This window comes from Pseudomonas lini, from assembly GCF_030812475.1.
Classification (GTDB): Bacteria; Pseudomonadota; Gammaproteobacteria; order Pseudomonadales; family Pseudomonadaceae; genus Aquipseudomonas; species Aquipseudomonas lini_A.
This window is the reverse complement of record NZ_JAUSSR010000002.1, coordinates 35,325-61,030: the sequence shown is the minus strand read 5'-3', so window position 1 is coordinate 61,030 and position 25,706 is coordinate 35,325. Positions and strand designations below refer to the sequence as shown.

General features: G+C 59.6%; 19 protein-coding genes and 3 pseudogenes. 7 read left to right on the top strand and 15 right to left on the bottom strand.

The genetic code is table 11. The features are described 5' to 3' along the window. Positions 1 to 17 precede the first annotated feature (17 nt). Positions 18 to 554 (bottom strand): hypothetical protein, encoded by a 537-nt coding sequence (locus J2W17_RS04150; RefSeq protein WP_154851972.1) that lies wholly within the window; start codon positions 552 to 554, stop codon positions 18 to 20. Between the two features lie 84 nt (positions 555 to 638). Between J2W17_RS04150 and J2W17_RS04145 the strand changes: the two genes are divergently transcribed. Next, positions 639 to 878, top strand: a complete 240-nt coding sequence (locus J2W17_RS04145; RefSeq protein WP_307329674.1) for a hypothetical protein — start codon at positions 639 to 641, stop codon at positions 876 to 878. 206 nt (positions 879 to 1,084) lie between these two features. On the opposite strand, the gene J2W17_RS04140 is transcribed toward J2W17_RS04145, so the two are convergent. The 4 genes from J2W17_RS04140 to J2W17_RS04125 form a co-directional block, all read right to left on the bottom strand. Beyond that, positions 1,085 to 3,007 (bottom strand): hybrid sensor histidine kinase/response regulator, encoded by a 1,923-nt coding sequence (locus J2W17_RS04140; protein ID WP_307329672.1) that lies wholly within the window; start codon positions 3,005 to 3,007, stop codon positions 1,085 to 1,087. Between the two features lie 87 nt (positions 3,008 to 3,094). Then, positions 3,095 to 4,003 carry a zeta toxin family protein gene (locus J2W17_RS04135; protein WP_307329669.1) on the bottom strand — a complete coding sequence of 303 codons (909 nt, stop codon included), beginning with the start codon at positions 4,001 to 4,003 and terminating at the stop codon, positions 3,095 to 3,097. Positions 4,004 to 4,129: 126 nt separating this feature from the next. Continuing rightward, positions 4,130 to 6,409 carry an ATP-dependent DNA helicase gene (locus J2W17_RS04130; protein ID WP_307329666.1) on the bottom strand — a complete coding sequence of 760 codons (2,280 nt, stop codon included), beginning with the start codon at positions 6,407 to 6,409 and terminating at the stop codon, positions 4,130 to 4,132. Next, positions 6,406 to 8,058, bottom strand: coding sequence for a VRR-NUC domain-containing protein (locus J2W17_RS04125; protein WP_373459955.1), 1,653 nt, complete (start codon positions 8,056 to 8,058; stop codon positions 6,406 to 6,408). Before J2W17_RS04125 ends, J2W17_RS04130 begins: the two co-directional genes overlap by 4 nt. 220 nt (positions 8,059 to 8,278) lie before the next feature. Here J2W17_RS04125 and J2W17_RS04120 point away from each other — a divergent pair, with 220 nt between their 5' ends. Next, complete coding sequence (locus J2W17_RS04120) at positions 8,279 to 8,503, top strand: YgdI/YgdR family lipoprotein (RefSeq protein ID WP_307329663.1); 225 nt, start codon at positions 8,279 to 8,281, stop codon at positions 8,501 to 8,503. A gap of 122 nt (positions 8,504 to 8,625) precedes the next feature. On the opposite strand, the gene ptrR is transcribed toward J2W17_RS04120, so the two are convergent. After that, positions 8,626 to 9,504 carry a putrescine utilization regulator PtrR gene (ptrR, locus tag J2W17_RS04115; RefSeq protein ID WP_307329660.1) on the bottom strand — a complete coding sequence of 293 codons (879 nt, stop codon included), beginning with the start codon at positions 9,502 to 9,504 and terminating at the stop codon, positions 8,626 to 8,628. 100 nt (positions 9,505 to 9,604) lie between these two features. Here ptrR and J2W17_RS04110 point away from each other — a divergent pair, with 100 nt between their 5' ends. Next, positions 9,605 to 10,996: an aldehyde dehydrogenase family protein gene (locus tag J2W17_RS04110; protein ID WP_307329657.1), complete on the top strand. Its 1,392-nt coding sequence runs from the start codon at positions 9,605 to 9,607 to the stop codon at positions 10,994 to 10,996. A gap of 200 nt (positions 10,997 to 11,196) precedes the next feature. Here the strand turns inward: J2W17_RS04110 and J2W17_RS04105 are convergent. The 4 genes and pseudogenes from J2W17_RS04105 to J2W17_RS31050 form a co-directional block, all read right to left on the bottom strand. After that, positions 11,197 to 11,508, bottom strand: a pseudogene (locus J2W17_RS04105) (spermidine/putrescine ABC transporter substrate-binding protein PotF); the annotation flags it as partial. Next, positions 11,508 to 11,621 (bottom strand): annotated as a pseudogene (locus tag J2W17_RS04100) (cupin domain-containing protein); the annotation flags it as partial. The pseudogenes J2W17_RS04105 and J2W17_RS04100, both read right to left, overlap by 1 nt. Positions 11,622 to 11,666: 45 nt before the next feature. Beyond that, positions 11,667 to 13,073 (bottom strand): NAD(P)/FAD-dependent oxidoreductase, encoded by a 1,407-nt coding sequence (locus tag J2W17_RS04095; RefSeq protein WP_307329654.1) that lies wholly within the window; start codon positions 13,071 to 13,073, stop codon positions 11,667 to 11,669. Between the two features lie 50 nt (positions 13,074 to 13,123). Then, positions 13,124 to 13,291, bottom strand: a pseudogene (locus tag J2W17_RS31050) (helix-turn-helix domain-containing protein); the annotation flags it as partial. Positions 13,292 to 13,657: 366 nt separating this feature from the next. On the opposite strand from J2W17_RS31050, the gene J2W17_RS04085 reads away from it, so the two are divergent. Then, entirely contained in the window at positions 13,658 to 13,933 is a 276-nt protein-coding gene (locus tag J2W17_RS04085) for a DUF1652 domain-containing protein (RefSeq protein ID WP_064677649.1), read from the top strand. Positions 13,934 to 14,230: 297 nt separating this feature from the next. Here the strand turns inward: J2W17_RS04085 and J2W17_RS04080 are convergent, their stop codons facing one another. Continuing rightward, positions 14,231 to 16,705 (bottom strand): UvrD-helicase domain-containing protein, encoded by a 2,475-nt coding sequence (locus J2W17_RS04080; RefSeq protein ID WP_307329644.1) that lies wholly within the window; start codon positions 16,703 to 16,705, stop codon positions 14,231 to 14,233. A gap of 237 nt (positions 16,706 to 16,942) precedes the next feature. Here J2W17_RS04080 and J2W17_RS04075 point away from each other — a divergent pair, with 237 nt between their 5' ends. After that, positions 16,943 to 17,638 carry a pirin family protein gene (locus J2W17_RS04075; protein ID WP_307329640.1) on the top strand — a complete coding sequence of 232 codons (696 nt, stop codon included), beginning with the start codon at positions 16,943 to 16,945 and terminating at the stop codon, positions 17,636 to 17,638. Positions 17,639 to 17,851: 213 nt separating this feature from the next. Here J2W17_RS04075 and pgm read toward each other — a convergent pair whose 3' ends face one another. From pgm to J2W17_RS04055, 4 genes are all read right to left on the bottom strand, one after another. Next, entirely contained in the window at positions 17,852 to 19,498 is a 1,647-nt protein-coding gene (gene pgm, locus J2W17_RS04070; RefSeq protein ID WP_307329638.1) for a phosphoglucomutase (alpha-D-glucose-1,6-bisphosphate-dependent), read from the bottom strand. A 123-nt stretch (positions 19,499 to 19,621) separates the two neighbouring features. After that, entirely contained in the window at positions 19,622 to 21,022 is a 1,401-nt protein-coding gene (locus tag J2W17_RS04065; RefSeq protein WP_307329634.1) for an aminotransferase-like domain-containing protein, read from the bottom strand. Then, positions 21,019 to 22,473, bottom strand: a complete 1,455-nt coding sequence (locus J2W17_RS04060; protein WP_307329631.1) for a hypothetical protein — start codon at positions 22,471 to 22,473, stop codon at positions 21,019 to 21,021. Before J2W17_RS04060 ends, J2W17_RS04065 begins: the two co-directional genes overlap by 4 nt. Before the next feature lie 567 nt (positions 22,474 to 23,040). Continuing rightward, positions 23,041 to 24,063: a zinc-dependent alcohol dehydrogenase family protein gene (locus J2W17_RS04055; RefSeq protein WP_307329628.1), complete on the bottom strand. Its 1,023-nt coding sequence runs from the start codon at positions 24,061 to 24,063 to the stop codon at positions 23,041 to 23,043. A 254-nt stretch (positions 24,064 to 24,317) separates the two neighbouring features. Here J2W17_RS04055 and J2W17_RS04050 point away from each other — a divergent pair, with 254 nt between their 5' ends. Both J2W17_RS04050 and J2W17_RS04045 read left to right on the top strand, forming a co-directional pair. Beyond that, positions 24,318 to 25,247 carry a LysR family transcriptional regulator gene (locus J2W17_RS04050; protein ID WP_307329625.1) on the top strand — a complete coding sequence of 310 codons (930 nt, stop codon included), beginning with the start codon at positions 24,318 to 24,320 and terminating at the stop codon, positions 25,245 to 25,247. A gap of 153 nt (positions 25,248 to 25,400) precedes the next feature. Beyond that, entirely contained in the window at positions 25,401 to 25,613 is a 213-nt protein-coding gene (locus tag J2W17_RS04045) for a DUF1059 domain-containing protein (protein WP_307329622.1), read from the top strand. Positions 25,614 to 25,706: the final 93 nt, after the last annotated feature.

Sequence of the window (25,706 nt, the reverse complement as noted above, 5' to 3'; positions counted from 1 at the left end):
AACCTTTGCCGTCCGCTTCACCCACCGGGATTAGTCACCTGGATATAAACCGCATAGGTACCCAGCAACACCCAGAACGTGGCGAAAATCCACGGTGTACGCACCGAAAACAGCAAGGACTTGCGATAGCCCTTATGGGACGACTCCATCTCACTGAACAACGGCGATTCATCATAGGCGAGGCCCATCAGGGGCTCGCTGCGCAACAACTCACTCTGCTTGAAATGCCAATGATCGATAATGTCGTATGCCGCGCGAATACCCGGCCACGCGTTGAGCGAGCTGAGCACCCCCAACAACGCCAGGAAGGGAGGCACCACCAGGGTAAAGAGCTTGCCCCATTCCGGATTGAGGTTGGACATGCACGAGGCAAAGGCGATCAGCAAAAACGATTGCGCGGCCAGGTAGGCGTCGGTGCGATTGGCCAGAATGCTGGTTTCGTACTGGATTTCCCTGCGATAGAAATCCAGCCTTTCCTTGGGCGAACCAAACATTTTGGCATTATGTTCGGTGAGGGTTTCTTCGGCCGTGGCCTCGGTCAGTATTCTTGGCACAGGATTCACCCGAGGGCTGCAAAGAACTTTAGAAGAAACCGCTGCTGACAAGTTCATCTGGATTGACCACACAAGAGGACAGCAATGGACTATCTCGATTGGGTGCAATGGCCAGCCATGCTGGTCACGGTGCTGGCGGCATGGCTGATTGGTTCGCAAAACCCCGAACGGAGGGTATCGGGCTTCGTCTGTTTTATTGTGAGCAATGTTTTGTGGGTGATATGGGGTTACCACACCCAGGCCTATGCCCTGATCGTGCTGCAGTTTTGCCTGTGCGCGATGAACCTGCGCGGCTTCAGGAAGAATGCGCATTCCACGACCTGATGATTTCGTACGCAGGTGATCATGTAGGAGCTGGCTTGCCGGCGAAGGCAATCTCGAGCCTTGCGGCGCCATGAAAAACGCCTCGCCGGCAAGCCGGCTCCTACAGGGTTTCGTGTTGCCACAATGCATCGGTACGCAGGTAATCATGCAGGAGTTGGCGATGGCCACAATTCATCAGTAAGAAGATGTTCATGCAGGCGCGGTGATCATTTCATGGTAGATGCGATGATCTCCACCAGATTGAGCTGGGTATAGGGTTTGGACAGGCGCGGCAGTCGCGTGGCAAAGCCTTCCAGCCGTTCCGCGTAGCCGGTCGCCAGGATGATCGGCAGGTCTGGTTTCAGGGTCCGAATGGCCTGCGCCAGTTGCGCGCCATCCATCTGTGGCATGGCCATGTCAGTAATGACCAGGTCGATGGTGGGCTCGGCGTCGAGCGCTTTCAGCGCCAGGGCCCCGGACACTGCACTGATCACCCGATGCCCGAGGTCTTCGAGCAACAGGCTGGTACTGGTCAACACCAGGCTGTCGTCGTCCACCACCAGTACACACAGGCGAGGCACCGGCGGAGCGGTCTCGTCGCCGATAACCGGCTTGGCAACCGAACCGGTCGTGGCGACAGGTATCCACAGTTCGGCGGTGGTGCCATTGTCCTTCTGGCTCTTGAGTATGAATCGCCCGCCCAGTTGTTCGATAAAGCCATGCACCATCGACAACCCCAGGCCCGTGCCTTTGCCCACCCCCTTGGTGGTGAAAAACGGGTCCATCGCCGACGCCAGCGTAGCCTCATCCATACCTTCCCCCGTGTCACTGATACTCAGGCAGGCATAGCGGCCTGTCATCGGGGTGAACTCGAGCTGGTCGTGAACCTCTGCCGTTCGGGCACTGATGACCAATTTCCCGCCATGGGGCATGGCATCCCGGGCGTTGGTCGTCAGGTTGAGTATCGCCAATTCAAGCTGATTGACGTCCGCCAGGACCGGCTCAAGCTCGGGTGAAAAACGGGTTTCAAGGACCACCGAAGGTCCGAGGGAGCTGCGCAGCAAACCGGAAATCCCCTGGACCAATGTCGGGATCTCGACGGGCTCGGCCTTGAGTTCCTGGCGTCTGGCAAATGCCAGCATGCGCTGGGTCAACGATACGCCACGCAAGGCGCCCTGAGTGGCATTATCCACCAACCGGGTAATGCGCGGGTCGTCCCCCAGGCGCTTGCGCACGATTTCCAGATTGCCGAGGATTACCGTCAGCAAGTTATTGAAGTCGTGGGCAATGCCCCCTGTCAGCTGGCCGATGGCTTGCATTTTCTGCGCCTGGAACAGCGCCTCGCGGGTTTGCTCGAGGACCTGTTGGGCCTGGGTGACTTCGGTGATATCCCGGGTGATCTTGGCAAAACCGAGCAAGGTTCCGGTGTCGCCCCAGATCGGGTCGACCACGACGTGCGCCAAAAACCGTGTGCCGTCTTTGCGCACGCGCCAGCCTTTGTTTTCGAACCGCCCATCACGGATGGCAATGGACAGGGTCCGTTGCGGTTCGCCGGCCTCGCGGTCTTCCGGGGTATAAAACATCGAAAAATGTTGCCCTATCACTTCTTGGGGCAAGTAGCCCTTGATCCTCTGGGCCCCGAGATTCCAGTTGGTAAGTCGTCCGTCCGGGGCGAGCATGTAGATCGCGTAGTCGGTGACGCTTTGCACCAGCAGGCGAAATTGCTGCTCGCTTTGCTTGAGGGTTTCTTCGGCCATCTTGCGGTCAGTCAGGTCCCGGGTAATCTTGGCGAATCCCAGCAAGGTACCCGACGGGTCGATAATCGGATCGATGACCACGTGGCACCAGAAGCGCGTGCCGTCCTTGCGCACCCGCCAGCCCTCACCCTCGAAGCGCCCTTCGTTGATTGCAGTGTTCAGCGCGCGCTGAGGCATACCGCTACGGCGATCTTCGTCAGTGTAGAAGCGCGAAAAGTGCTGACCGAGAATCTCGGCCTCCTCATACCCCTTGAAACGCCGGGCGCCAGCGTTCCAGCTGGTGATGATGCCATCGGGATCAATCATATAGATCGCATAGTCAATCACAGCATCGATCAACAGACGGAAACGACTGTCATCGATGGTGGTGGCTTTGCTTCGATCTTCGCTCATTGATCCCTCACGTCATGGATGTATTTGTGGAGTATGCGACAAAGCGCCAATTTGGAAAGGCACAAAACCGGCTCTCGTCGCCAAGTGTCATCGATTGACGTATTTGGTGATGAAGGCGTAAAGGCCGTTGTAGACGAAATCAGGGACATACTGGGCATGGGCCTGGGTCTTGAGCAGCGCCAGATGGCATTCCTTCAGAACCTCGTCCCGGTCTCGAGTCGCGAAGACGTTATTATCGACGATGCTGGCGTACACGCCATACGTAAAATTTATCTCAGTGGTCGTAGAGGTAACGGAACCATCGGCAGCCTTTGAGTAGGTACTCTGAGCGATCAATGCCCGCTCTTTCAACGCGCCGAAGCCGCGCTCGTACAGGTGGATTTGCGAGCCGCCGATCGCCTTTGCCGCCGTTTCGAAGGCCAGGATGACCGCTTGCGCATAACACATGCTGGCTTTCAGCCTGGATACCGTCAGAAACCTTTCCATCTCTCCATCGTCCAGGCTTTTTAGCGCTCGTTTGATGCTCGACAGGTAGGCAAACTCTTGTGTGCAGCCAACGATATGAGTCTCGAACTGATAACCGACGGCGGTTGCCGTGGGTGGAAAGGTCGCGAACTCGAAACTGTCGAACACGCATTCCAGGATTATGTTGTATTTGCCTGTAAACGCATGGGTAAAAATCTTCGTGCAGACTTCACGGACAAATGCTTCGGTATGCTCATAGGCATGCAAAACGCCGAGTTTGTTCATTTCTTCGTATTGGGGATGTTTTTTTCGGTATTCGGGCAAATACAGACGAACATAGTTGCCATAGCGTTTTGAGGGTAAGAGGCTTTTTTCCAGCAGGTAGGTTTTGCCTGCCCCCTCTATCCCGGCAACGACCAGTATTTTGGGAATTGTTTCGGCCTTGATGCCGCTGAACAGCGTCGCTTTTATTTCGTCAAACGCTGCCGTGACCTGTTCAGGGGTGTAGGTGTAGTTCGGTGCTAGTGACATACCTTGATTTCCTTATCAAAGATTCGATTGAAGTGATGACGGGCTCCATGACTAAAGCGCACATTCCTCGCTTGATCAAATGGTTGAGTATTTCAACGTATATCAATGTTTTTAAAGCGAAAATTCCTACTCGACAACGTGAAGATTCGTTGGCGCAACCGTCCACCAACTCGGCAGCAATTGCCTGACCTTGCTCTCGCCAAACCGGTCATCGATCAGCATGACGACCCCTTGATCCTGCTGGGTGCGAATGACCCGACCCGCCGCCTGAACCACTTTCTGCACCCCGGGGAACAGGTACGTGTAGTCATACCCGGCGCCGAAAATCGCGGCCATGCGATGCTTCAATTGCTCATTGACCGGGTTGAGTTGCGCCAGCCCGAGGGTGGCGATGAATGCACCGATCAGGCGCGCGCCGGGCAAGTCGATACCTTCGCCAAACGCCCCGCCCAGCACGGCGAAACCGATGCCCTGACTGTCGGCGGTGAACTGATCGAGAAAATCCTGGCGCTGCCTTTCCGCCATGCCCCGGGACTGCACCCACAGGTTGATATGGGGATGTCTTTGCGCCAACAACTGCGCCACTTGCTGCAAATAATCGAAGCTGCTGAAAAACGCCAGGTAGTTGCCGGGGCGCTGGCTGAACTGCCCGGCAATCAGTTCGACAATCGGTGCCAGGGACGACTGGCGATGAACGAAGCGGGTGGAGATCCGGCTGACGATGTGCACTTGCAACTGGTCGGCGTGAAAAGGTGATTCAACATCGATCCACACCGTGTTCGCCGGTGTGCCCAACAAATCGGCGTAGTAGTGCCGCGGGCTCAGGGTCGCGGAAAACAACACGCTGCTGCGCGCCGCCGTCAGGCGCGGGCGGATGAAGCTGGCGGGCACCACGTTGCGCAGGCACAACTGCGAAAGATTTTTCTTGCGCTCGAGGTCGCGCTTGCTGATGTCGAACAGGAACTGCTCATCGAACAGTTCGGCGACCCGGCAAAACTGCAGCATGTCGAAGTAAAAACCTTGCAAGGCGCTGTCCACGCCTTGAGGATGATCGTTCAGGTAATCGCCGATGCTCGCACTGCAGGAGGACAGGGCCTGCAGCAATTTTTCCGGTGCCTTGTCATACGCCTGATAGGCGCCAAGTTGCAGGTCATGCAGGGCATTCCACTGCCGGTTGACCCGCTGCAAGGCGGTCTTGAGCGCTGGCGGGGCGATTTTGCGCACCGCGTTGAGGGTCGATTGGTCGAGACTGGCACTGTACATTTGCCGCCCCCGCTCCACCAGGTTATGCGCTTCGTCCACCAGCACCGCGACTTTCCAGTTGTTGGCCTGGGCCAGCCCGAACAGCAGCGCGCTAAAATCGAAATAGTAGTTGTAGTCGGCGACCACCACATCGGCCCAGCGCGCCATTTCCTGGCTCAGGTAATACGGGCAAACGTCATGTTCCAGCGCCACCTCGCGCAAGGCACTCTGGTTCAGCAGGGTCAACTCGCTGGCGGCCTGGCGCGCAGCGGGCAATCGGTCATAGAACCCTTGGGCCAACGGGCAGGATTCACCGTGACAGGCTTTGTCCGGATGCTCGCAAGCCTTGTCCCGGGCAATCATTTCCAGCACCCGCAGGGGTGGCGCTTTGGCACTGTCGAGAATGACTTGCGCGGCGTCCAGCGCCAGCTTGCGTCCCGGGGTTTTCGCGGTCAGGAAGAACACCTTGTCCAGTTGCTGCGGCGCCAGGGCCTTGAGCATCGGAAACAAGGTGCCGACGGTCTTGCCGATCCCGGTGGGCGCCTGGGCCATCAGGCAGCGACCGGTACTGACCGCCTTGAACACCGATTCAGCCAGATGACGCTGCCCCGGACGAAAGTCGGCATGGGGAAACGCCAGTTGCTGCGCCCCGCGATTACGTGCTTCGCGGTGGGCCATTTCCTGCTCGGCCCAATGCAGGAACAGCCGGCAGTGGTGTTGGAAAAACATTTCCAGCTCCGGCGCGCCGAAGACCTCCACCAGGCAGGTTTCCTTTTCGCTGACGATGTCGAAGTACACCAGCGCCAGGTTAATCCCGGTCAAGTCCAGCTTCTGGCACATCAACCAGCCGTAGATCTTTGCCTGCGCCCAGTGCAGTTGACGGTGGTTGGCGGGCTGCTTGCTCAAATCGCCGCGATAGGTCTTGACCTCTTCGAGGCAATTTTGCCCAGGGTCGTAGCCATCCGCCCTGCCCTTTACCGTCAACGTTTGATACTGGCCTTCGAGCGCGACTTCACTCTGGTAACCCTCACTGCGCCGGGACGCCACGGTACGATGCCCGACGATGCCTTCCAGTGCCGTCGGCGATGGGGTGAAGCGCAGGTCGAGGTCGCCGACCTTGGCGGTGAACTCGCACAACGCACGCACCGCGATGCTGTAGCTCACGCGCTCTGCTCCGCCCATTGCACATAGCAGACAGCAATCGGCATCTGGTGCTCATGGCAGAATTCCAGCCAGCGCAACTGGTTGTCCTGCAGGCGATCGCCGGGGCCTTTGACTTCGATCATGCGGTAGGTCTTGTCTTGCGGCCAGAACTGGATCAGGTCCGGCATGCCCGCGCGGTTGGCCTTGATGTCCAGCAGCAAACGTTGGAACCAGTGCTTGAGGTGGTCGGCGGGCAGGCAATCGAGGGCCTGGTCGAGCAACTCCTCGCTCAATACGCCCCAGAACACGAACGGCGATTGCACGCCCCACTTGGCGGCATAACGGTCCCGGATGGTCTGGCGATAACGTCCGTCCTCGAGTTCGGCCAGGCAGGCCTGGAACAGGTCGGCCCGGCGCAGATGGAAATCTTCATTGAGCAGGTCCACCGGCCCCCGCTGGAACGGGTGAAAAAATGCTCCCGGCAAGGGCGCAAAGATCGCCGGCCAGCACAGCAGCCCGAACAGCGAGTTGATCAGGCTGTTCTCCACGTAATGCACCGGTGCCGACGCCTGTGCCAGGTGTGCCTGGACGTGATACTCCACCGACAACGCCGGATCGGTCCTGGGCAGTTGCAGGTCCAGGCGCAGCATGTCCCGGCGGGACGCACGTTTGATGGGCGGCCCGCCGAGCTTGCGCCTCAGGCGGGGCAATACCCGCAGCAAGTGCTGCTGTTCGGCGGCGCTTTGCGCGGATTGCCCGGCCTGGCTGGCCAGCTCCAGCGCCAGCTGATACTCGCCGCAGCGCTCCAGTACGCGGATCAGGCGCAACCGCGCGCCGGGCCAGGCGCATTCGCGGTAGATGCTCAGGGCCGTGGCGAAATCGGCGGTGCGTTCGCAATATTGACCCATCTTGAACAACAGTTTGTCGCGACGGCGTTGCAGCCAGGGATTGCCCAGCGCCAGTCCGTTGACCTGCTCGACAATGCCCGCCAACGCTTCGCCCGCTTCGAAACGCTGCTGACAGTCATGCAGGAACACGCAGGCGTTCACGTCCTCGCGGCTGCGCAAGCCTCGGGAGTCGGCGCAGAACTCGACTTTTTCGTAGGTAAAGATGCCCAGGTCAGCCAGCACGAACTCCGACCAGTCCTGGTAAAGATTGCCGAAGAACATCAGGCGCAGGCGATCGCATAGCCCCATGATGGTCAGGCTGAACAGTCGGTCATCCAATGGCACGCACCACCGGCTGAAACACCGGGATTCGGGAAACTGTTCGCTCAATGCCGGCAGCCAATCGGATTTCTTGCCCTTGGGCTGATCGATGGCCGTGCCAAGACACTGGAGGATTTCCGCTTTGAGCAACACCTCGAACAGATCTTCAATCGACAGCGGCGCGTGCTCGTCGATCCAGCCCAGCGCCAGCAACGGGCCGGCAGCGCTCGCGGTGTTGCCGATCTCGGCGTACTGCAGCTTGCTCGCCCGGAAATGTATGCCCCTGCGCATCACCATCCGCACCAGCAGCGCCCTGGATGGCCGGGGCAGCTGGTAAAAATCGCCGATGAACCGCTGCTCCTCTACACTCAACACATCGGCATAGCGATGCTCAAGCCAATCAAGCACTTGCATAAAGTTGTTCAGGTAGTAGAACGGGTCGTCGAGGGGATTTGCGGTCACAGGTAAAAAGGGCCATGGCGAGCGGGTACTGGTTATGCGTACAGATACCAGCTACGCCCTGTGCGGTGCAAATGGAAAAGGATAGGCGGCGGCCAATCGGACTGTTTTTTATGGTCGATCGAACTTTCTGCCAATCCATCGCACCAACCGCGTTAGAGGTACAGTGCCGATCAGGCTCGATCAAGATAGCCGCATTGTTTTTAAAGGATGGGAGGTGGGTATGAAGATGAAGACTCTGGGTTTGCCCTTGGCAGTGGTGGCCTTGCTGGCCACGGCCGGTTGCTCGACGCCAACGGTGGTGACCTTGCAGAACGGCACCCAGTATTTGACCAAGGACATGCCGGACACCAAGACCAAGGACGGTTTCTACGAGTTTGAAGATATCTCCGGGGCGAAGGTGAAGGTCAGGGCAGCTGAAGTGGCTAACGTGCGCAAGGAAGACTGAAGACCGCGTCATCGTTCTTCGCGAGCAAGCCCGCTCTCACACTGGATCGGGGTGTCCTGACATTTCGACGATGTGGCCGACAGGGGGGTATACAGCCCATACAGTGAGTTGGGACTCCATTTTTATCCCGCTTCCCGTACCACCCCTCGCTCTTCCAGCAGGCGCACGAACATGGTCAGGCTTTGCGACACGGTGCCCCGGCGCCACACCAGCCAGGTGCGCAGGAACCGGAACGATTCCGACAACGGCCAGACACTCACCGTGGCGCACCCCGGCATGCTCTCGAGCATGCTGCGGGGCATCAGCGCCAGGCCGGCTCCGGCGCTGACGCAAGCCAGCATCCCGTGATAGGACTCCATCTCGAAAATCCGCCCGGGCACCGCGGCGTCCCTGGCGAACCAGCTTTCGAAGTGATGCCGATAGGAACAGTTGGAGCGGAAGGCATAAATGCTCTCGCCATTGACGTCCTGTGCACGAAGAATGGGGCCATGGTTCAGCGGCGCGATAAGCACCATCTCTTCTTCGAACGCGGGCACCCCTTCCAGGGCCGGGTGCAACACCGGACCGTCGACAAAAGCGGCGGCCAGCCGGCCCGACAGCACGCCGTCGATCATGGTCCCGGAAGGTCCCGTGGACAGATCCAGCTCAACCTTGGCGTAGCGCTGGTTATAGGCGGCCAGTAACTCGGGAATGCGTACCGCGGCGGTGCTTTCCAGCGAACCCAGAGGGAACGAGCCTTGCGGCTCCTCGCCCGCCACGGTGGCACGGGCTTCCTGGACCAAATCAAGGATGCGCCGCGCGTAGTCGAGAAAACTCCACCCGGCTGGAGACAGTCGCAGACGGCTCTTCTCGCGGATAAACAGGTCCACGCCCAGGTCCAACTCCAGCTGCTTGATCCGCGTCGTCAGATTCGAAGGCACCCGGTGAATGTGCTGGGCGGCCACGCTGATACTGCCGTGCTCGGCCACGGCTTTGAAAATCTCGAGCTGTACCAGATCCAAGTCATTCTCCAAACGTGAACGATATGCTCAGTATTATTCAGTTTCCAGAATTGCGCCGCCACCTTAATCTGAGCTTATACCCACCCAGCAGGACGGTGCCATGACCCAGGTTTCCAGCGTCACCCATGCCATTTCGATCAACCCCGCCAACGGCGAGCGGATCGGCCAGTACCCGTTCGAATCCGCATCGGACCTGGACGCCGCCCTCGCCCGCGCCGCTGCCGGATTCTCGATCTGGCGCCGTACACCGGTCGAGCAACGTGCCCAGGCGCTGGTGGTACTCGCCCGGGCACTGCGCGACAACGCCGCCTCGATGGCGAACATGATCACCATGGAGATGGGCAAGCCCGTCACCCAGGCCCGCGGCGAAATCGAAAAGTGCGCACAGCTGTGTGAATGGTATGCCGAACACGGCCCGGCCATGCTGACCGCCGAGCCGACGCTGGTCGAAGGCGCAAAGGCGCGCATCGAGTATCGACCGCTGGGTCCGATTCTCGCAGTGATGCCGTGGAACTTCCCGATCTGGCAAGTGCTGCGCGGTGCGGTGCCAGCCTTGATCGCCGGCAACACCTACGTTCTCAAGCATGCGCCAAACGTAATGGGATCGGCCTACTTGCTGCATGATGTCTTGCAGCGCGCGAACTTCCCGGAAGGTGTGTTCGAGGTGATCAATGTCACGCCGGACGGTGTCTCCACGGCCATCGCCGACCCACGCATCGCCGCGGTGACCCTCACCGGCAGCGTGCGCGCCGGCATGGCCATCGGCGCCCAGTCCGGTGCAGCCATGAAGAAGTGCGTGCTGGAACTGGGCGGCTCGGATCCGTTCATCGTGCTCAACGACGCCGACCTGGACGAAGCAGTCAAAGCCGCCGTCATTGGCCGTTACCAGAATACCGGGCAAGTCTGCGCGGCAGCCAAGCGCCTGATCGTCGAGCAGGACATCGTCGAGGAGTTCACACGCAAGTTCGTCGAAGCCACCCGTCAGCTGGTCGTCGGCGATCCACTGGCCGCCGAAACCTATATCGGTCCCATGGCCCGTTTTGATCTGCGTGATGAACTGGATCAACAAGTCCGTGACACACTGGAAGACGGCGCGACCTTGCTGCTGGGCGGCAAGAAGGCCGAAGGTCCTGGCAACTTTTACGAGCCCACGGTACTCGCTGATGTCACCGACCAGATGACCTCGTTCAAGCAGGAACTGTTCGGCCCGGTCGCTTCGATCATCACCGCACGAGACGCCGCCCATGCCCTGGCGCTGGCCAACGACAGCGAGTTCGGACTGGCTTCGACCATCTACACGCGCAATGTCGAGTTGGCCCAGCAGATGGCCGGCGAACTGGAAACCGGCGGCGTGTTCATCAATGGCTACTGTGCCAGCGATCCGCGGGTGACCTTTGGCGGCGTGAAGAAAAGCGGCTTTGGCCGGGAGCTGTCACATTTCGGCGTCCGCGAGTTCTGCAATGCCCAGACGGTGTGGCTGGATCGGCGTTGATTGGGTCCCTTTAGGAGCGAGCTTGCTCGCGAAGAACCTGAGAACACCGCGGGGTGCCAGGCATCCAGCGTTATCGTTAACGTCCATCGCGAGCAAGCTCGCTCCTACACGATCAGCTGCGTACCGATGGCTTGTGGTCAACGCTGAACCCTGTAGGAGCCGGCTTGCCGGCGAAGGCTGTGCATCAGGCGACGTGTTCGTCAGCTCCCCGACCGGATCTTGTTCCACACCCGCGTGCGAACCCGGTCGACATTCAGCGGCATCGCCTCCAGCGCAAACAATTTCCCCATCATCTCCGGGCTCGGGTAGACCTTGGTGTCATTCTTGATAACCGGGTCGATCAGGCTGTCAGCCTGTCGGTTACCGTTGGCATAACGCACATGGTTACTGATGCCGGCCATGACGTCCGGCCGCAACAGGTAGTTCATGAAGGCATAACCGGCCTTTTCATCCGGAGCATCAACAGGCATGGCGACCATGTCGAACCAGATTGCGGAGCCTTCCTTGGGAATCGTTCGACACTGGTGGTCGAGGCCACCGCCACCGGTGTGCGCAATGGCACGGCGACCGGGTTCGACTCGTCCAGCTTCAGGGTTGCGGTGTTCTTGAATTGAGTAATGCCCATGGGGGTACCTGTCGATAAAGCCTATATAGATGAAGAGCGCGCGGTTTACTGCATGAAACCTTCCATGAAACCCGCCACGCCGCTGGCGAGCTTGCGCCGCCACGGCGCGGTGGCCGGGTTGGCCAGGGTCTGGTCTTCGTGGACGAAGCTGCGGATGATCGCGTTGTAACCGAGCCAGCGGCAGGGTTCCGGCTCCCAGGCCTTGAGCGCCTCGAGACCGCCCTGGGGGATGACCCACGGCTGGCGCACCAGTTCGCTGTCCCGTTGCAGAATCAGGTCGGCCAGCGTCCGCCCGCCAAGGTTGCTGGCACCCACCCCCTCCCCGCCGTAACCACCGGACAAGGCAACGCCGCTCGTGTGGTCACAGAGCATGTGCGGCTGGAAACGCCGGGACATGCCCAGATTGCCGCCCCAGGCATGGGTGATTCGCACGCTCTTGAGTTGAGGGAAGAGTTCGCCGAACAGATAGCGCCGTAACTCGACCTCGCTGTGGGTCAGGTCAAAGTCGTGGCGCAGTTTGCCGGCGAACTGATAACCGCCGCGCGCGCCGAACACCAGGCGGTTGTCTGCCGTGCGCTGGCCATAGGTGACCTGACGGCTGCTTTCGCTGAAGGCCTGGCCGCGACTCAGGCCGATTTCATCCCAGGTCGCCGCGCACAGCGGTTCAGTGGCGACGATCAAGCTTTGCACCGGCAACTGATAGCGTCCCAACGGCGGCAGCGTGACCGCGTAGCCTTCCACCGCCGGCACGATCCAATGGCAGCGAACCCCGGCTTTCGCCGTGCGCAGGCCACCTGACTGCCAGTGGGTGACCGGGCTGTTCTCGTAGATTGCCACGCCCATGCGCTCGACTGTCCGGGCCAGCCCCCGCACCAGCCTGGCCGGGTGAAGGGTCGCGACGTGCGGTGCGTAGATCCCCCCGTAAGGTTTGGCGATCCGGACCTGTTGCGCCAACTGCTCGGGGCTGAGCCAGCGATAATCGCTTTCGGTAAGACCCTGGCGGTACAGCCCGTCCAGATAATGGCGCAGGCTGGTTTCCTGCTCCGGATAACGGGCGGCACAATACAAGGCTCCGCCTTTACGGTAATCGCAGTCGATGCCTTCGCGTTCGAGGACAATCGCCACTTCTTCCGCGATGCCGTGCAACAGATCAAACGAGGCCCGGCGCTGTTCGGACGACAGGTCGGCCAGCAAGCGATCCTCGCCCAACAGGTTCCCCATCAACCAGCCGCCATTGCGGCCCGAGGCGCCAAAGCCGGCGGTCTGCGCTTCGACGATGGCAATGTTCAGCTCGGGCGCCTGGCGCTTGAGGTAATACGCGGTCCAGAGGCCGGTGTACCCCGCGCCAATGATCGCCACGTCGACGTCCAGATCCCGTTCCAGTGCCGGACGCGCCAACAAGGGCTCGTCGAGTTGATCCATCCACAAACTGATAGTGCGCCACGCCGACATGCCAGACTCCGCCACTCAAACTTCGATGGCGTCGATCCTATTGCGTGGAGCTAGAGGATGTCTTGCGCGCGTGCACGCAAAGAAATTTGTTTGGCATAGGCCTTGGGCGAGAGGCCGGTGTGCTGACGGAAGCATTTGTAGAACGCCGACAGTGAATTGAAGCCGGCGGCAAAGGCCAGTTCGTCGATGCGCAGCGGCGGCGTGGCGCCTGAAACAGCGCCATGACACCGTCCAGATCCCGGTGTTTCCAGCGCAGGTGGTAACGCATCACCGTCTCGCCCGTAGCCTGGGTTTGCAACGGACCATCATCATCGGCATGCATAAGCGACTCGAGGAAAAAAGCCGAGCTTGCCGAAATTCCACCTCGGCGACAATGACCAATCCATAGTGACCTTGACCGAAAAAACCAGCCAAGAGTGACTTGCGTCAAAAAAAACTGAACCAATCGCTAAACGGCCTGAGAAATCCACAGTATTTTCACATGCAGATGCTACTTTTAATGGCAGTCACCGGTTGAGCCAATGAAGGCTCTTCCCTCCTAACGTGAGCTAACGGAAGCGCTCGATGAAGAAGGCGGGCTACACATGAACAAAGGGTTTTATAACAAAGTCACCTTTCCAAATGCCTGCCAGCTGATGCGCTGGCATTTTCATCCCATGGGTTTCGAGGCGAGCATGGATGCGCCGGGCAGTATGATTGCCCGTCTGTTTGACCGTGCGAGTGGCGAAACCATGATCGCCATCGCCGGTATTCCCTGCGCGACGGTCATGAATGCGGCGGATGTAGAGCGAATTATCGAAGCGGTGGAGGATGAGCTCGAGGCTTTTATTCCACCGATGGCATTAAGGAGTTATGCCTGAAAGCTGACTAATCTACAAAAGCCCACATCATCATGTGGGCTTTTTTGTGGGGCAAGATCAAAAGATCGCAGCCTGCAGCAGCTACTACAGGGAAATACGCTCAACGAACTGGCTTGTCGGATCGCCGCCCGCAGCGAAGACTTTCGCAAGGCTGGCAGCAGCAACTCCTGTAGGAGCTGGCTTGCCAGCGAAGACGCCCGCACGGCCGATGATGAAGGCGCCTGACCTGACGCTTGCGCTGGCAAGCCAGCTCCAATTACAGGGGGTGCGTACACCTGGAGCTGCCGCTTTTGAGGTTCACGCCACCGTCTTGCCCTGCCGGTGATCGACGAAGAATGCCTTGCCCTTGCCGATCCGGTCGGAGGCCTTGGGCATGTTGGCCGCCTGGGTGTCCTGACCATCGACATACCAGTAACAATGACTCACCGCCCGAGTGATGCCGACATAAGCCAGGCGCAGGATTTCGTCTTTCTGCGCATTGTCATAGGCTTCACTGTCGCCTGCCTTGCCCAGACCCGCCATGCGATAGACCTGGTTCTTGTAGGGTGAACTGGTCAGGTGCTGACAATCTCCCAACAGAAACACCGCGTCCGCCTGCAGCCCCTTGGCACTATGGTAGGTCAATTGTTTCAGCCGCCGTGCTCCATAGGGCAAGCTGGAATCTACATTAACTATTGGCTGAATATGCTGTTCTATCAACGCCTTATCGCTGCTTTTTCGATAAAGCATTAAGATTGAATCACCCTGTTTATAGTGTTCCATCAAGCGTGCGGCCATCCCTTGATCATCCCGATCCAGCACATTGACCGGCAGCAATGCCTTCGGCTCGCCACTGGCCTTGGCCTTCTTGCCCGCGATCGCCGGCGCGGCCCGCACGATATGTTCGGCGGCATCGATGATGTGCTGGTGGCTGCGGTAGTTGTCGCTGAGCATGACCCTGGTCGTGTCCGGTGACGGGAATTGCTTGCTGAACTCCATGAAATAGGTCGGCGAACTGCCGCGCCAGCCATAGATGGACTGCCAGTCATCGCCGACACAGAGCAACGACGAACGTTGCGCACCACGTCCCACATGCATGGCTGGCCCGCGACTGCGAATTTCGGCCAGGCTGGCGCGAATCCAGGAGACGATTTGCGGCGAAACATCCTGGAATTCATCGATCATCAGGTGCGACATCGGCCGCAACAGCTCATCGCTCAACAGTTTCAGATTTTCCGGCGAATGCTCGCTGAACAAGGCGAACATCCGGTTGTAAGTCATCACCGGGGGTTTCTGGTCCAGGAGATGATCTTCCAGCGCTCGCCAGTACAGGCTCAAGGCCTCGAAGAAAAACCGGTCCGGATCGTCCTTGGGAAAACTCATCTGCCCCACGGCGCCGGGAACATCCAGGCCCAGATTCTCGATAAAACCCGCCGCCGCCACGAAACAGTCCAGCAAGGGTGCCGAAGCAAGCTCGCCCTTGACCTTGTAATCGAAGCCAGGCCCGGCGCTCGCATCCCCTGCAAGCGATGCCAACACACGTTTTGAAGACTCGTAACTATCAAGCCATATCAATGGCTTACGACAGAAAGCTTGAAACAGGGTGCGCTTTACCGCCCACTCCGCGCGCACGGAAAGCTTGGCGTTCGGACGGCTGACCTGGGGGTTTTCCCGTGGATCGAATCCCAGCACCACCCAGGCGTCCAGGCTTGGAATATAGCCGTGACAATGGAAGGTGGCGCCATTGATCTCGAACGTCTGGCGATTGGGCTCGATGCCCTTGATCGGCCAGGCACCGGCGCGAAACCATAAATCTTCGATCACGTCGCACAGCTCTTCATCACGCTTGGCCGCCAGTTCGGTCACGGCCATGCGTTTTTGCACGTCCGGGTGATCCCGTTCAAGTTCCTTGAGTTGCAAGGCGTGACGCGACAAAGGCTTGATCAGTTCACGAAAACGTTCATCGCGGGTATGCAGGCTGTGATAGCAGGCGTTGAGTTGCTGGCGCTGGGCGTCGTTGATGCGCAGGTCGAAAGGATTGCTGTCGACCTCCTCATCGCCCGTTTGTAAGCGGTGGCTGAGGTTTTCAAAGGCTTGCAGGCGCTCGAAACCCGGCAGGCTGCGAACCATTGGCAGGATGCGGGAGTGAAAAGTGCGCACCAGATCCCGCGCCTCCTTGAGACTCAGCGCCCGCCCCCAGAGCGCAAACAGTTCCACCAGCTTGTTGATGAAGTCCTTGCGCGACTCACGGGTAAAGGTCACCACCGTCATCGAGCTCAACTCGAAGCCCAGATAGTGGCTCAAAAGCAAAATCCGCAACACCAGCGTAGTCGACTTGCCCGCGCCCGCCCCGGCAACCACCGAGGTCGAGGGGGTGTCGCTGAAAATCATCTTCCACTGTGCGGTGCTGGGCTGGGCGTAAGGCGGCAACAGTCGGGCGACGTCAGCCTTCATGCGCTTCTTTAACTCGACACTCAACGGCAGGCGCCAGTCGTCGAACAGATTGTCATCGACAGCAGGTGGACGGTGCTCGGTGGAGCGTGAATCGCGGATCAGCAATACCTGGCGGCCCTCCTCGAGCCCTTCCAGCTTGCCTTCCTTATAGCCGTAATCGACGCCGGCGCTATGCCCGCTGCGAAAGCCGTCCGCCTGGCCATGCAGCCAGGAAGCGCGATGTTGCGCGCGCAGCCGGGTCAGGCCATGGCCGAAAAACCGCGCTGCCAGACGCTTGAGCAATGGCATCTCGGCCAGGGGAAGAAGTTCAGGAGGAAGATCGGGGGTGTGTTGCGGCACGCGGACTGACTCCAGGGTGTGAGGCTGTTGAGGACTATGGTGTCCGTATTTGCCCTTCAGTTCTAGTGAAATGCTTACAGGTCATCGGCTTATGCGCATAAGTGAAGGCTGGGTGAGAACGGGTAGACGCTTTTAATCATCGGCTAATTCGATTGTATTGAGGCAATTTTTACGCTTTTTATCGATCAGTCGCTGTCAGATGATGCTCGTCATCAACCACCCGTTACGGAGACGATCATGCTTGAACTCAGACCCTTCAACGCCCTGGGCGGCGCCCACCACGGCTGGTTGGATGCCCACCACCACTTTTCGTTCGCCGAGTACCACGATTCGAACCGCATGAACTGGGGCAACCTGCGGGTATGGAACGATGACGTGATTGCACCCGGTACGGGTTTCCCGCAACACCCGCACCGGGACATGGAGATCATCACCTATGTCCGTGAAGGTGCAATTACCCACCAGGACAATCTGGGCAACCAGGGTCGTACCGAAGCGGGCGACGTTCAGGTCATGAGCGCCGGTACCGGAATCGCCCACAGCGAGTACAACCTGGAAGCGAACGAGACCAGGATCTTCCAGATCTGGATCATTCCGAATGAGTCCGGACTGGCGCCTTCCTGGGGCGCCAAGCCGTTCCCGAAAGCTCAGCGCGAAGGTTTCGTGACCCTGGCCAGCGGCAAGTCCGGCGATGATCAGAGCCTGCGGATTCGAGCCGATGCCCGACTGGTGGCCGCCAACCTGAAGGCTGGCGAGTCCGCGGAATATCGTCTGGACAATGGCCGGCGCGCCTATCTGGTACCGGCGACTGGTGTCATTGAAATCAATGGTTTGCGTGCACAAGCTCGAGACGGGGTGGCGGTGAGTGATGAGCAGGTGTTGCGGGTGACAGCGATCGAGGACAGTGAAATCGTGTTGGTGGATCTGGCTTGATCGTGTAAATGCGGGGCAAGAAAAAGGGCGATCGTATTGGGTAATGCCAGTCAGTTAAGGAAACTGTAGGAGCAGCCGGTCGACGCTCGATTGCTCGCGATGGACGTTAACGATGACGCGTTTATTCTGGATAAACGTGTTGCCTTTGAGACCATCGCGAGCGAGCTCGCTCCTACAGGGAGCGAGCCCGGCTTGCCGGCGAAAGGCCTTCAATCACTTTGTGGAAATGGCGCCATCCACGAGGGTTTGGGCTTCGGCAACCAACTGCTTGAGGTGCTCGTCACTGACAAAGCTCTCGGCGTAAATCTTGTAGATGTCTTCCGTACCGGACGGCCGCGCCGCGAACCAGCCATTCTCGGTCATGACTTTCAAGCCACCGATGGCCTGGTCGTTGCCTGGCGCATGGCTGAGAATGCTCTGAATGGCTTCGCCCGCCAGCTGGGTCGAGGTGACCTGATCCGGCGACAACTTGCTCAGCAAGGCTTTCTGTTCCGGATTAGCCTTGGCATCGACCCGCACCGAGAACGGTTCGCCCAGTTCGTCGGTCAGGGCGCGATAGGCCTGGCTTGGGTCGCGACCGGTGCGGGCGGTCATTTCCGCCGCCAGCAAGGCCGGGATCAAACCGTCCTTGTCGGTACACCAGACGCTGCCATCCTTGCGCAGGAACGAAGCGCCGGCGCTTTCTTCGCCACCAAAGCCCAGTGAACCGTCGAACAGACCGTCGGCAAACCACTTGAAGCCGACCGGTACTTCATACAGGCGGCGGCCCAGGCGCCTGGCAACGCGGTCGATCAGGCCACTGCTGACCACGGTTTTGCCCACGGCGGCATCGGCGCGCCATTGCGGGCGATTCTGGAACAGGTAATCAATGGTGACGGCCAGGTAGTTGTTCGGCGCCAACAAACCACCGGACGGGGTCACGATGCCATGGCGGTCGTGATCCGGATCGCAGGCAAACGCCACGTCGAAGCGTTCTTTCAGGCCAATCAGGCCTTGCATCGCATAGGGGGACGATGGGTCCATGCGGATCTGGCCATCCCAATCGACCGTCATGAAACGGAAGGTAGGATCGACCTGTTTGTTCACCACTTCCAGATCCAGCTTGTAATGCTCCGCAATCGCCGACCAGTAGCGCACCCCTGCTCCGCCGAGCGGATCGACGCCCAAATGCAGCTTGGCATCGCGAATGGCATCGAAGTCGATCACGTTGATCAGGTCGGCGACATAGGTGTTGAGGTAATCGTGACGATGGGTGGTGCCCGCCTTCAGCGCCTGCTCGTAGCTGATGCGCTTGACGCCGGCCAGCTTGTTGCCGAGCAGTTCGTTGGCCTTGGCTTCGATCCACTTGGTGACGTGGGTATCGGCCGGGCCACCGTTGGTGGGGTTGTATTTGTAGCCACCGCTTTGCGGCGGGTTGTGGGACGGCGTGATCACGATGCCATCCGCCAGGCCCGAGGTGCGCCCGCGGTTGTAGCAGAGGATGGCATGGGAAATGGCCGGCGTCGGGGTGTATTCGTCACCTTCGGCGATCATCACCGTCACGCCGTTGGCCGCCAGCACTTCAAGGGCGCTGGCCCCCGCCGGCGTGGACAGCGCGTGGGTGTCGATGCCGACGAACAGCGGGCCATCGATACCCTGGGCTTCGCGGTACAGGCAAATGGCCTGGCTGATCGCCAGCACGTGCCATTCGTTGAAACTCAAGTCGAACGAGCTGCCTCGGTGCCCGGACGTGCCGAAGGCTACCCGCTGGGTGGAGATGGCGGCATCAGGCTGGCCGGTGTAATAGGCCGTTACCAGTCGCGGGATATCGACCAACAGTTCTGCCGGTGCCGGTTTGCCCGCAAAAGGACTGAGTGTCATTGCAAAACCTCGGGAATAGAGTGGCTCAGGAATAGGGACGCAGTTTACTGGCAGTTTGACCGCAGCGCGATATGAACGATCCCCGGAGCGACGCTATAAAACGCCACGGCTTCGCACAACGGATCAGTCGATCGCTTCCAGACGCAACGCATCCCCCAGCAGACCCAGTACGGCGGCGAGATCAGGGTCACCGCCGAACGTGTGACTCAAGCGCAGATGTTGCGAGTGCAAACCCTGAAGACTGAACAGCTCACCCGGTGCGATCACCACCTGGTGCTTGAGCAGACGCTGAAACACTCGATGCACATCGACCTGGCGCAGCGAACGGGCCCAGATCGTCGCACCGCCCTGGGGATCGACGAAGTGCAAGGCATCGCCCAGACGTTCCTGCAGCAACTGGGTCATCTGCACTTTGCGGTCCTTGAGCAACCGACGCAATACCTGGAGATGGTGGTCGATCCGGCCATTGCCGTACAAGCGGGCGATGGCTTTCTGACGAATCGGTGACAGGCGAAACGAGCGCAGCAAAAACTGTCGTTGCAGTTCAACCCTCAAATGGCGCGAAAGCAGGTAGCCATAGGGTGCCTCGGGCCCGATGACCTTTTCGAACGTGGAAAACACGATCAGCCGGTCAGGGTCCAGCAGGTCGCGAAACCGCAGGCCGTCCGGTTCGAATCCAAGTTCACCGTAGCAGTCGTTTTCCAGGACCCAACTCCCATGCTGCGCCAGCAACTGCGCGACGAGATGCCGGTTATCGTCGGGCGCCAGGCTGCCCCGTGGCATATTCACCGTGGACGACAGCATCACCAGACGTACCGGCCTGGTTTCCAGCAACTCCCTGAGCCGCTCGACGTCCAGACCGCCGCAGGCTTGCAGCGGCAACTCGATCACTTCCACGTCCGCAGCCTGCAGCAGGCGCAGAATCACCCAGTCGCAGGGCGACTCGACAACCACCGTGGCGTCCTTGAGGCCCAGCACGGCGATCAATATTTCCAACACCCCGCGCAGGTCCGCACCGATGTACACGTCTTCGGCGTGCCAGCAGCGCAGTGGCGACGAGGTATAGCGCGCGGCCAGCGCCGCACGCAGTTCCAGCTCGCCGCAAGGTTGCGAGGACGATTGCGGCTGGCGCGGATACTGGCGCAGCAGTTCCCTCTCCAGCAGCAGCAACGGCCGGTCCAGGGGTTGCAACAATGCCGGCTCATCGGCGCTCAAGACCAGCATGCCGGGACGCCTGGCATTGACGTAGACCGTTTCGAGCAGGTCATGACCACTGCCGGGCACCGTGATGGAAGACACGGGCAAGGCGTAATAACCTGACTTGGCAACCGAATAGACGCGCCCTTCTTTCTCCAGCAGCGAGTAAGCGTACTGGATCGTCGAGATCGACACACTCAGACGGTCCGCCAACTGGCGCAACGATGGCAGGCGTACCCGCGAATCGCTGGCCGGCTCTTCGATCAGGCTGGTCAGGTAACGGTACACCGCCTGATACGCGAAGTCGGTTTCTCTTGGTCCTTTCACTGTCCCGCCGACCATTCGCCCCCCACGGCGCAGTCGTCGTCATACAGGGTGGTCTGCATCGGCAGCGCCGGGTCAGGGACCGGGCCCATGCGATAAAGCGTGCCGATCAGACTGACAGGCAACCCGCTGACGTCGACCATCCATTGCGCGATCTGCTCCGGCACCGGATTGCCTTGCATGGCCCGGTGCAAGTCAGGCAACGCCACGAGCATGCCGGGATGGCACTGGCGCAAAAAGCGCTCAAGGGCTGCGCCGTGGTCGCCAAAAGGCGCGAACAGCAGACACACCAGTTGCGCCTCGCTCAAACCAAGGCTCTTCTGTACCTCGGCCCCTGCCCGTGTACGCTGCTCGGCCGAGGTCGCCGGGTTGCCAAACGCTGCCACCGCCTGCTCGCCCAATCGCTGGGGAAGTTGCTTGCGGCGCATCATCACCAAGGCCCATTGCAGGTAGTCGGCAACGCCTGCCTCGTAACTGTGACCGTGCACGTAACACGCTTGCAATCCCTGCAGGTGTGCGCAGATAGACAGGCTGACGTAATCGTTGTCACGCAGCTGAGCGGACAGCTCGTCCGGTTGAAATCCGAGAAATTCGGTCAATAGCGGCCAGCGCTCTTCCAGATTGCTGACCAGCAGGTCGTAAACGTCGATGTACGTCGTGCGCCGGCAGGCTTCAAAACGCTCGGCGGGACGCCATGCAGCACGGTCGTCTTCGGGAAACAACCGGCGATAGCTGTCGCTGCCCAGTTCATCGAGCAGTGTGAACAGCCCTTCGTAGCCGGGTTCATGATGATTGGAGTGTCTGAGCCCGGCCTTCGCCGCCGCACGCCTCAATCCCTGGATAAAGCGCTTTTGCTGGAGTGGGCTGTCGCTGCTGATCAACGCATCGACACCATTGTCCCACCGGGCGATCTGCCCATGGAACTCGCCGGTGGCCAGATACCCGTCGTCCCACAGATCGAGCGGCCCGTTCCAGCTTCTACGGTGCCCGACCATCAGCAGATTGAGCCGGTTGAATTCCTGGCCGGCCTCCGAGATCGGCGCCTGGTGATTGAACGGCAGGACCTCCCGATTATCGACCATCAGGACTTCGACCCGGGGATCGTCATAGAGGAACAATGCACTCTGGCTGCGGTGGATGTTTTCCAAAGCCACAGCGCTGGCGCCGTTCAAGCGCAGGGTGGCGACACGTAACCGGAAGGTCGCGGGCGACCGGCCGGCGATGCTCAATTGAGCAGCCCGCAGCAGCGCCAGGGTATAACAACTGTCCCGCGATCCGGACTGGATCGCCAGCACCTTGTAATCGCCAATTCGTTCCACCCCCCCCGCCGCCACCACCAGGCGCTGAATCAGCAGCTGCAATGCGGTGCGTTCGGCGCGAGAGAAGAAACTCAGCAATCGTTGCAGTACTTGTTGATAGACATAGGTCATCGCTTGATCATGGATATTGGTCATCTTCATTTACCTGGTACGCGTAGTTTCAACAGTGCACAAACACACATGGGCACCGTGCAATGGATCGCCAGCCCGTGCCTGAAGGGCCGGGCTTTATTGCAAAATGCTAACACTTAAATTTTTGGCAATTATTTGGATGGGGTCACGGCGGTCTGAGTATTGACCAAGGACTGGCTGCCGCGAAGCCCGCTAAACACGGTGCCATGCGGCGAAGCTGGAGGTCCTAGGAAATGTCCGACAGCGTCCCACAGACATTTAGTACAAGAAATAAAGAAGGAAGTTACCCATGATTTTTTGGCAACTGCGTTACGAGCCGTTAATGCTCGAACATACATCAATGAGGCGTATTGAAAAGTATAAGCCTGAGACCCGGCCATGACTCATTCCTTGAGATGAAAGTAATCATTCAATTATCAGGGCTTATAAGCTGATTAGAAGATACAGATTGAGAGCAAAAACCAGCTCAGTTGCTGAACTGACCCATCGACAGGGCAATGGGAGGTCTCATTCATGAGGGGTGTGGCAGAAACGACAAAGTCCGTGAGGGCACGGACTCTGTCAGGGGCGTTACGCAGGTTCGACCTGGAGGGCGACCCGTTCGCGGCATGGGCATTCGTCCATGTAACGGTGTGCTTCGACAAACTCGGCAAACGGGAAGACCCGGGTCTTGAGCGGCAGCAGCACACGGTCCGCGGTCAGCTGGTTGATATCGCGCAAGGCCCGTTGCAACGCAGCCTGGTCCTGGACGATGCCCAACTCCGGCTTGCCGGTGAAGTTGCCGATACAGTGCACAAAGAACTGGATGTTCTTCTGGAACGCTGCGCAGGCCGGGAACGGCGTCTGGTTACCGCCTTGCAGGCCGTATAGCACCAGGCTGCCACGAGGAGCGAGTACATCGCCCAGCAGCGACATCTGTGGGCCGCCGAGTCCGTCGAACACCACGTCCACGCCACGGTTATCGGTGATCTTGTTGATTTGCATCAGCAGATCCTGTTCCTCGGTGACGATGACTTTCTCGGCGCCGAGGGACAGCAGGTACTCACGTTCATCCGCCGTCTTGGTCGCGGCAATCACCCGCACACCCAGGGCTTTGCCCAACTGGACGAACGAAGGTCCGGCGCAGTGACTGGCGTCGGTGACCAGGGCGAATTGCCCGGGCTTGACCCGTGCCAGATCGGCGTAGGCGAAATAGGCGATCAACAGCGGCGTGTAATGCACACTGGCTTCGATCGGACTCAGGACGTCCGGGTAACGGGTCAGCGCCGAGCGCGGCAGCACGATCTGTTCACCGTAGACCGGATAGTCGTTGGGGCTCTCGGCCGGGAAGCTGGCGACCTTGTCACCGACTTCCAGATCATCGACACCCTCGCCGAGCGCCGTGACGACACCGGCCATTTCATGGCCAAGCCCTGAAGGCAGGCGAGCATGGGACGACGCCAGGTTCTGGCGCCAGAGAATGTCGTACCAACTGATGCCAATCGCCTCGACGCGCACCTGCACTTCGCCCGGAGCAGGCAGAGCGGCCGCATGCTCTTCGCATTTGAGCACCTCGGCCGGACCAAACTTGTGAAAACGGATCGTGCGTGACATCGCAAACCTCGTCAAAGAAACCTCTAATGCCCTGAACTCTATCCGGGCTTTGGACCCAAGACCATCAGTGGCTATTAATAGTCGACATGCCTGTCATTGATTCCGCACCATCGAAAGGATCAACGGTTGCCGGCTCCGTTCCAGCGAAACTGAATTATTCGGTGCAGAGTAGCAGTCTTTCCCCGTAATATTCATGCCGGTCATTGTTCTTAAATGGCCGCTCCCGTCAAGCCCGGACTCTGCCAGGACTCCAGATGAATCGTAATGACCTGCGTCGTGTCGACCTGAACCTGTTGATCGTATTCGAAACATTGATGCACGAACGCAGTGTGACCCGCGCTGCGGAGAAACTGTTCCTCGGCCAGCCGGCCATCAGTGCGGCGCTCTCGCGCCTGCGCGGACTGTTCGATGATCCATTGTTCGTGCGCACGGGCCGCAGCATGGAGCCCTCCGCTCGCGCCGTGGAAATCTTCGCCCTGCTCTCTCCGGCACTCGATTCGATATCCACTGCGGTCAGCCGTGCGGCGGAATTCGACCCGGCGACCAGCACGGCGGTGTTCCGCATCGGCCTGTCGGATGACGTTGAATTCGCCTTGCTGCCGATGCTGCTCAAGCGCCTGCGCGCCGAATCGCCGGGGATCGTGCTGGTGGTGCGGCGGGCCAATTACATCCTGATGCCGAGCCTGCTGGCCTCGGGCGAGATTTCAATCGGCGTCAGCTACACCGCGGACCTGCCGGCCAACGCCAAACGCAAGGTACTGCGCCGCAGCATGCCCAAGCTGCTGCGCGCCGACACCGTGCCGGGGCCGTTGAGCCTGGACGATTTCTGCGCTCGGCCCCATGCGCTGGTGTCGTTCGCCGGCGACCTGAGCGGCTTTATCGATGAGGAACTGGAAAAGCTCGGGCGCAAACGTCATGTGGTGCTCGCGGTACCGCAGTTCAACGGGCTGAGCACCTTGCTCAGCGGCACCGATATTGTCGCCACCGTGCCGGATTACACGGCTGAAGCACTGACGGCGGCGGGCGGTGTGCGGGCTGAAGACCCACCGTTACCAGTGCGCAGCTTTGAGTTGCATATGGCCTGGCGCGGGTCCCAGGACAATGATCCGGGGGAGCGGTGGTTGAGGTCGAGGATTCAGATGTTTTTCGGGGATCCGGATAGCCTCGAGCAACCGGGGCAGTAAGACCGGCACCACTACCCTGACATCGGGCGGGCCTATACTTCAAGAGTCGGGACACTCGATGTGACACGCAATTGTGTTTGATGCATGGGGTGACGCTTCGAGCGATCGTTCACGCAGGCCACGGCCTGCCTTCGTCGTAGGGAGGAACATATCATGGCGCGTAAATACATCGACTGCCGCGAGTTTCCGAGCGATTCCCAATGCTCAGTCGCACTGTCCGCAGACTCTGAAAGCGAACTGCTCGAGGCCGCCGCACAGCATGCAGTCAGTGTTCACAAGCACACCGACTCACCGCAACTGCGTGCTCAACTGAAGACGATGTTTCACGACGGTACCCCGCCTGTTGAAGCACCGCGTCCCGCTTAGTATTCAGGGGCACCTGGGGATCGGGTTGACATCCATGAGCCTCTGCGGAGCCCATTTCGATGAGCTCCGCGGGCTTGGCCATCGGCTACAGGA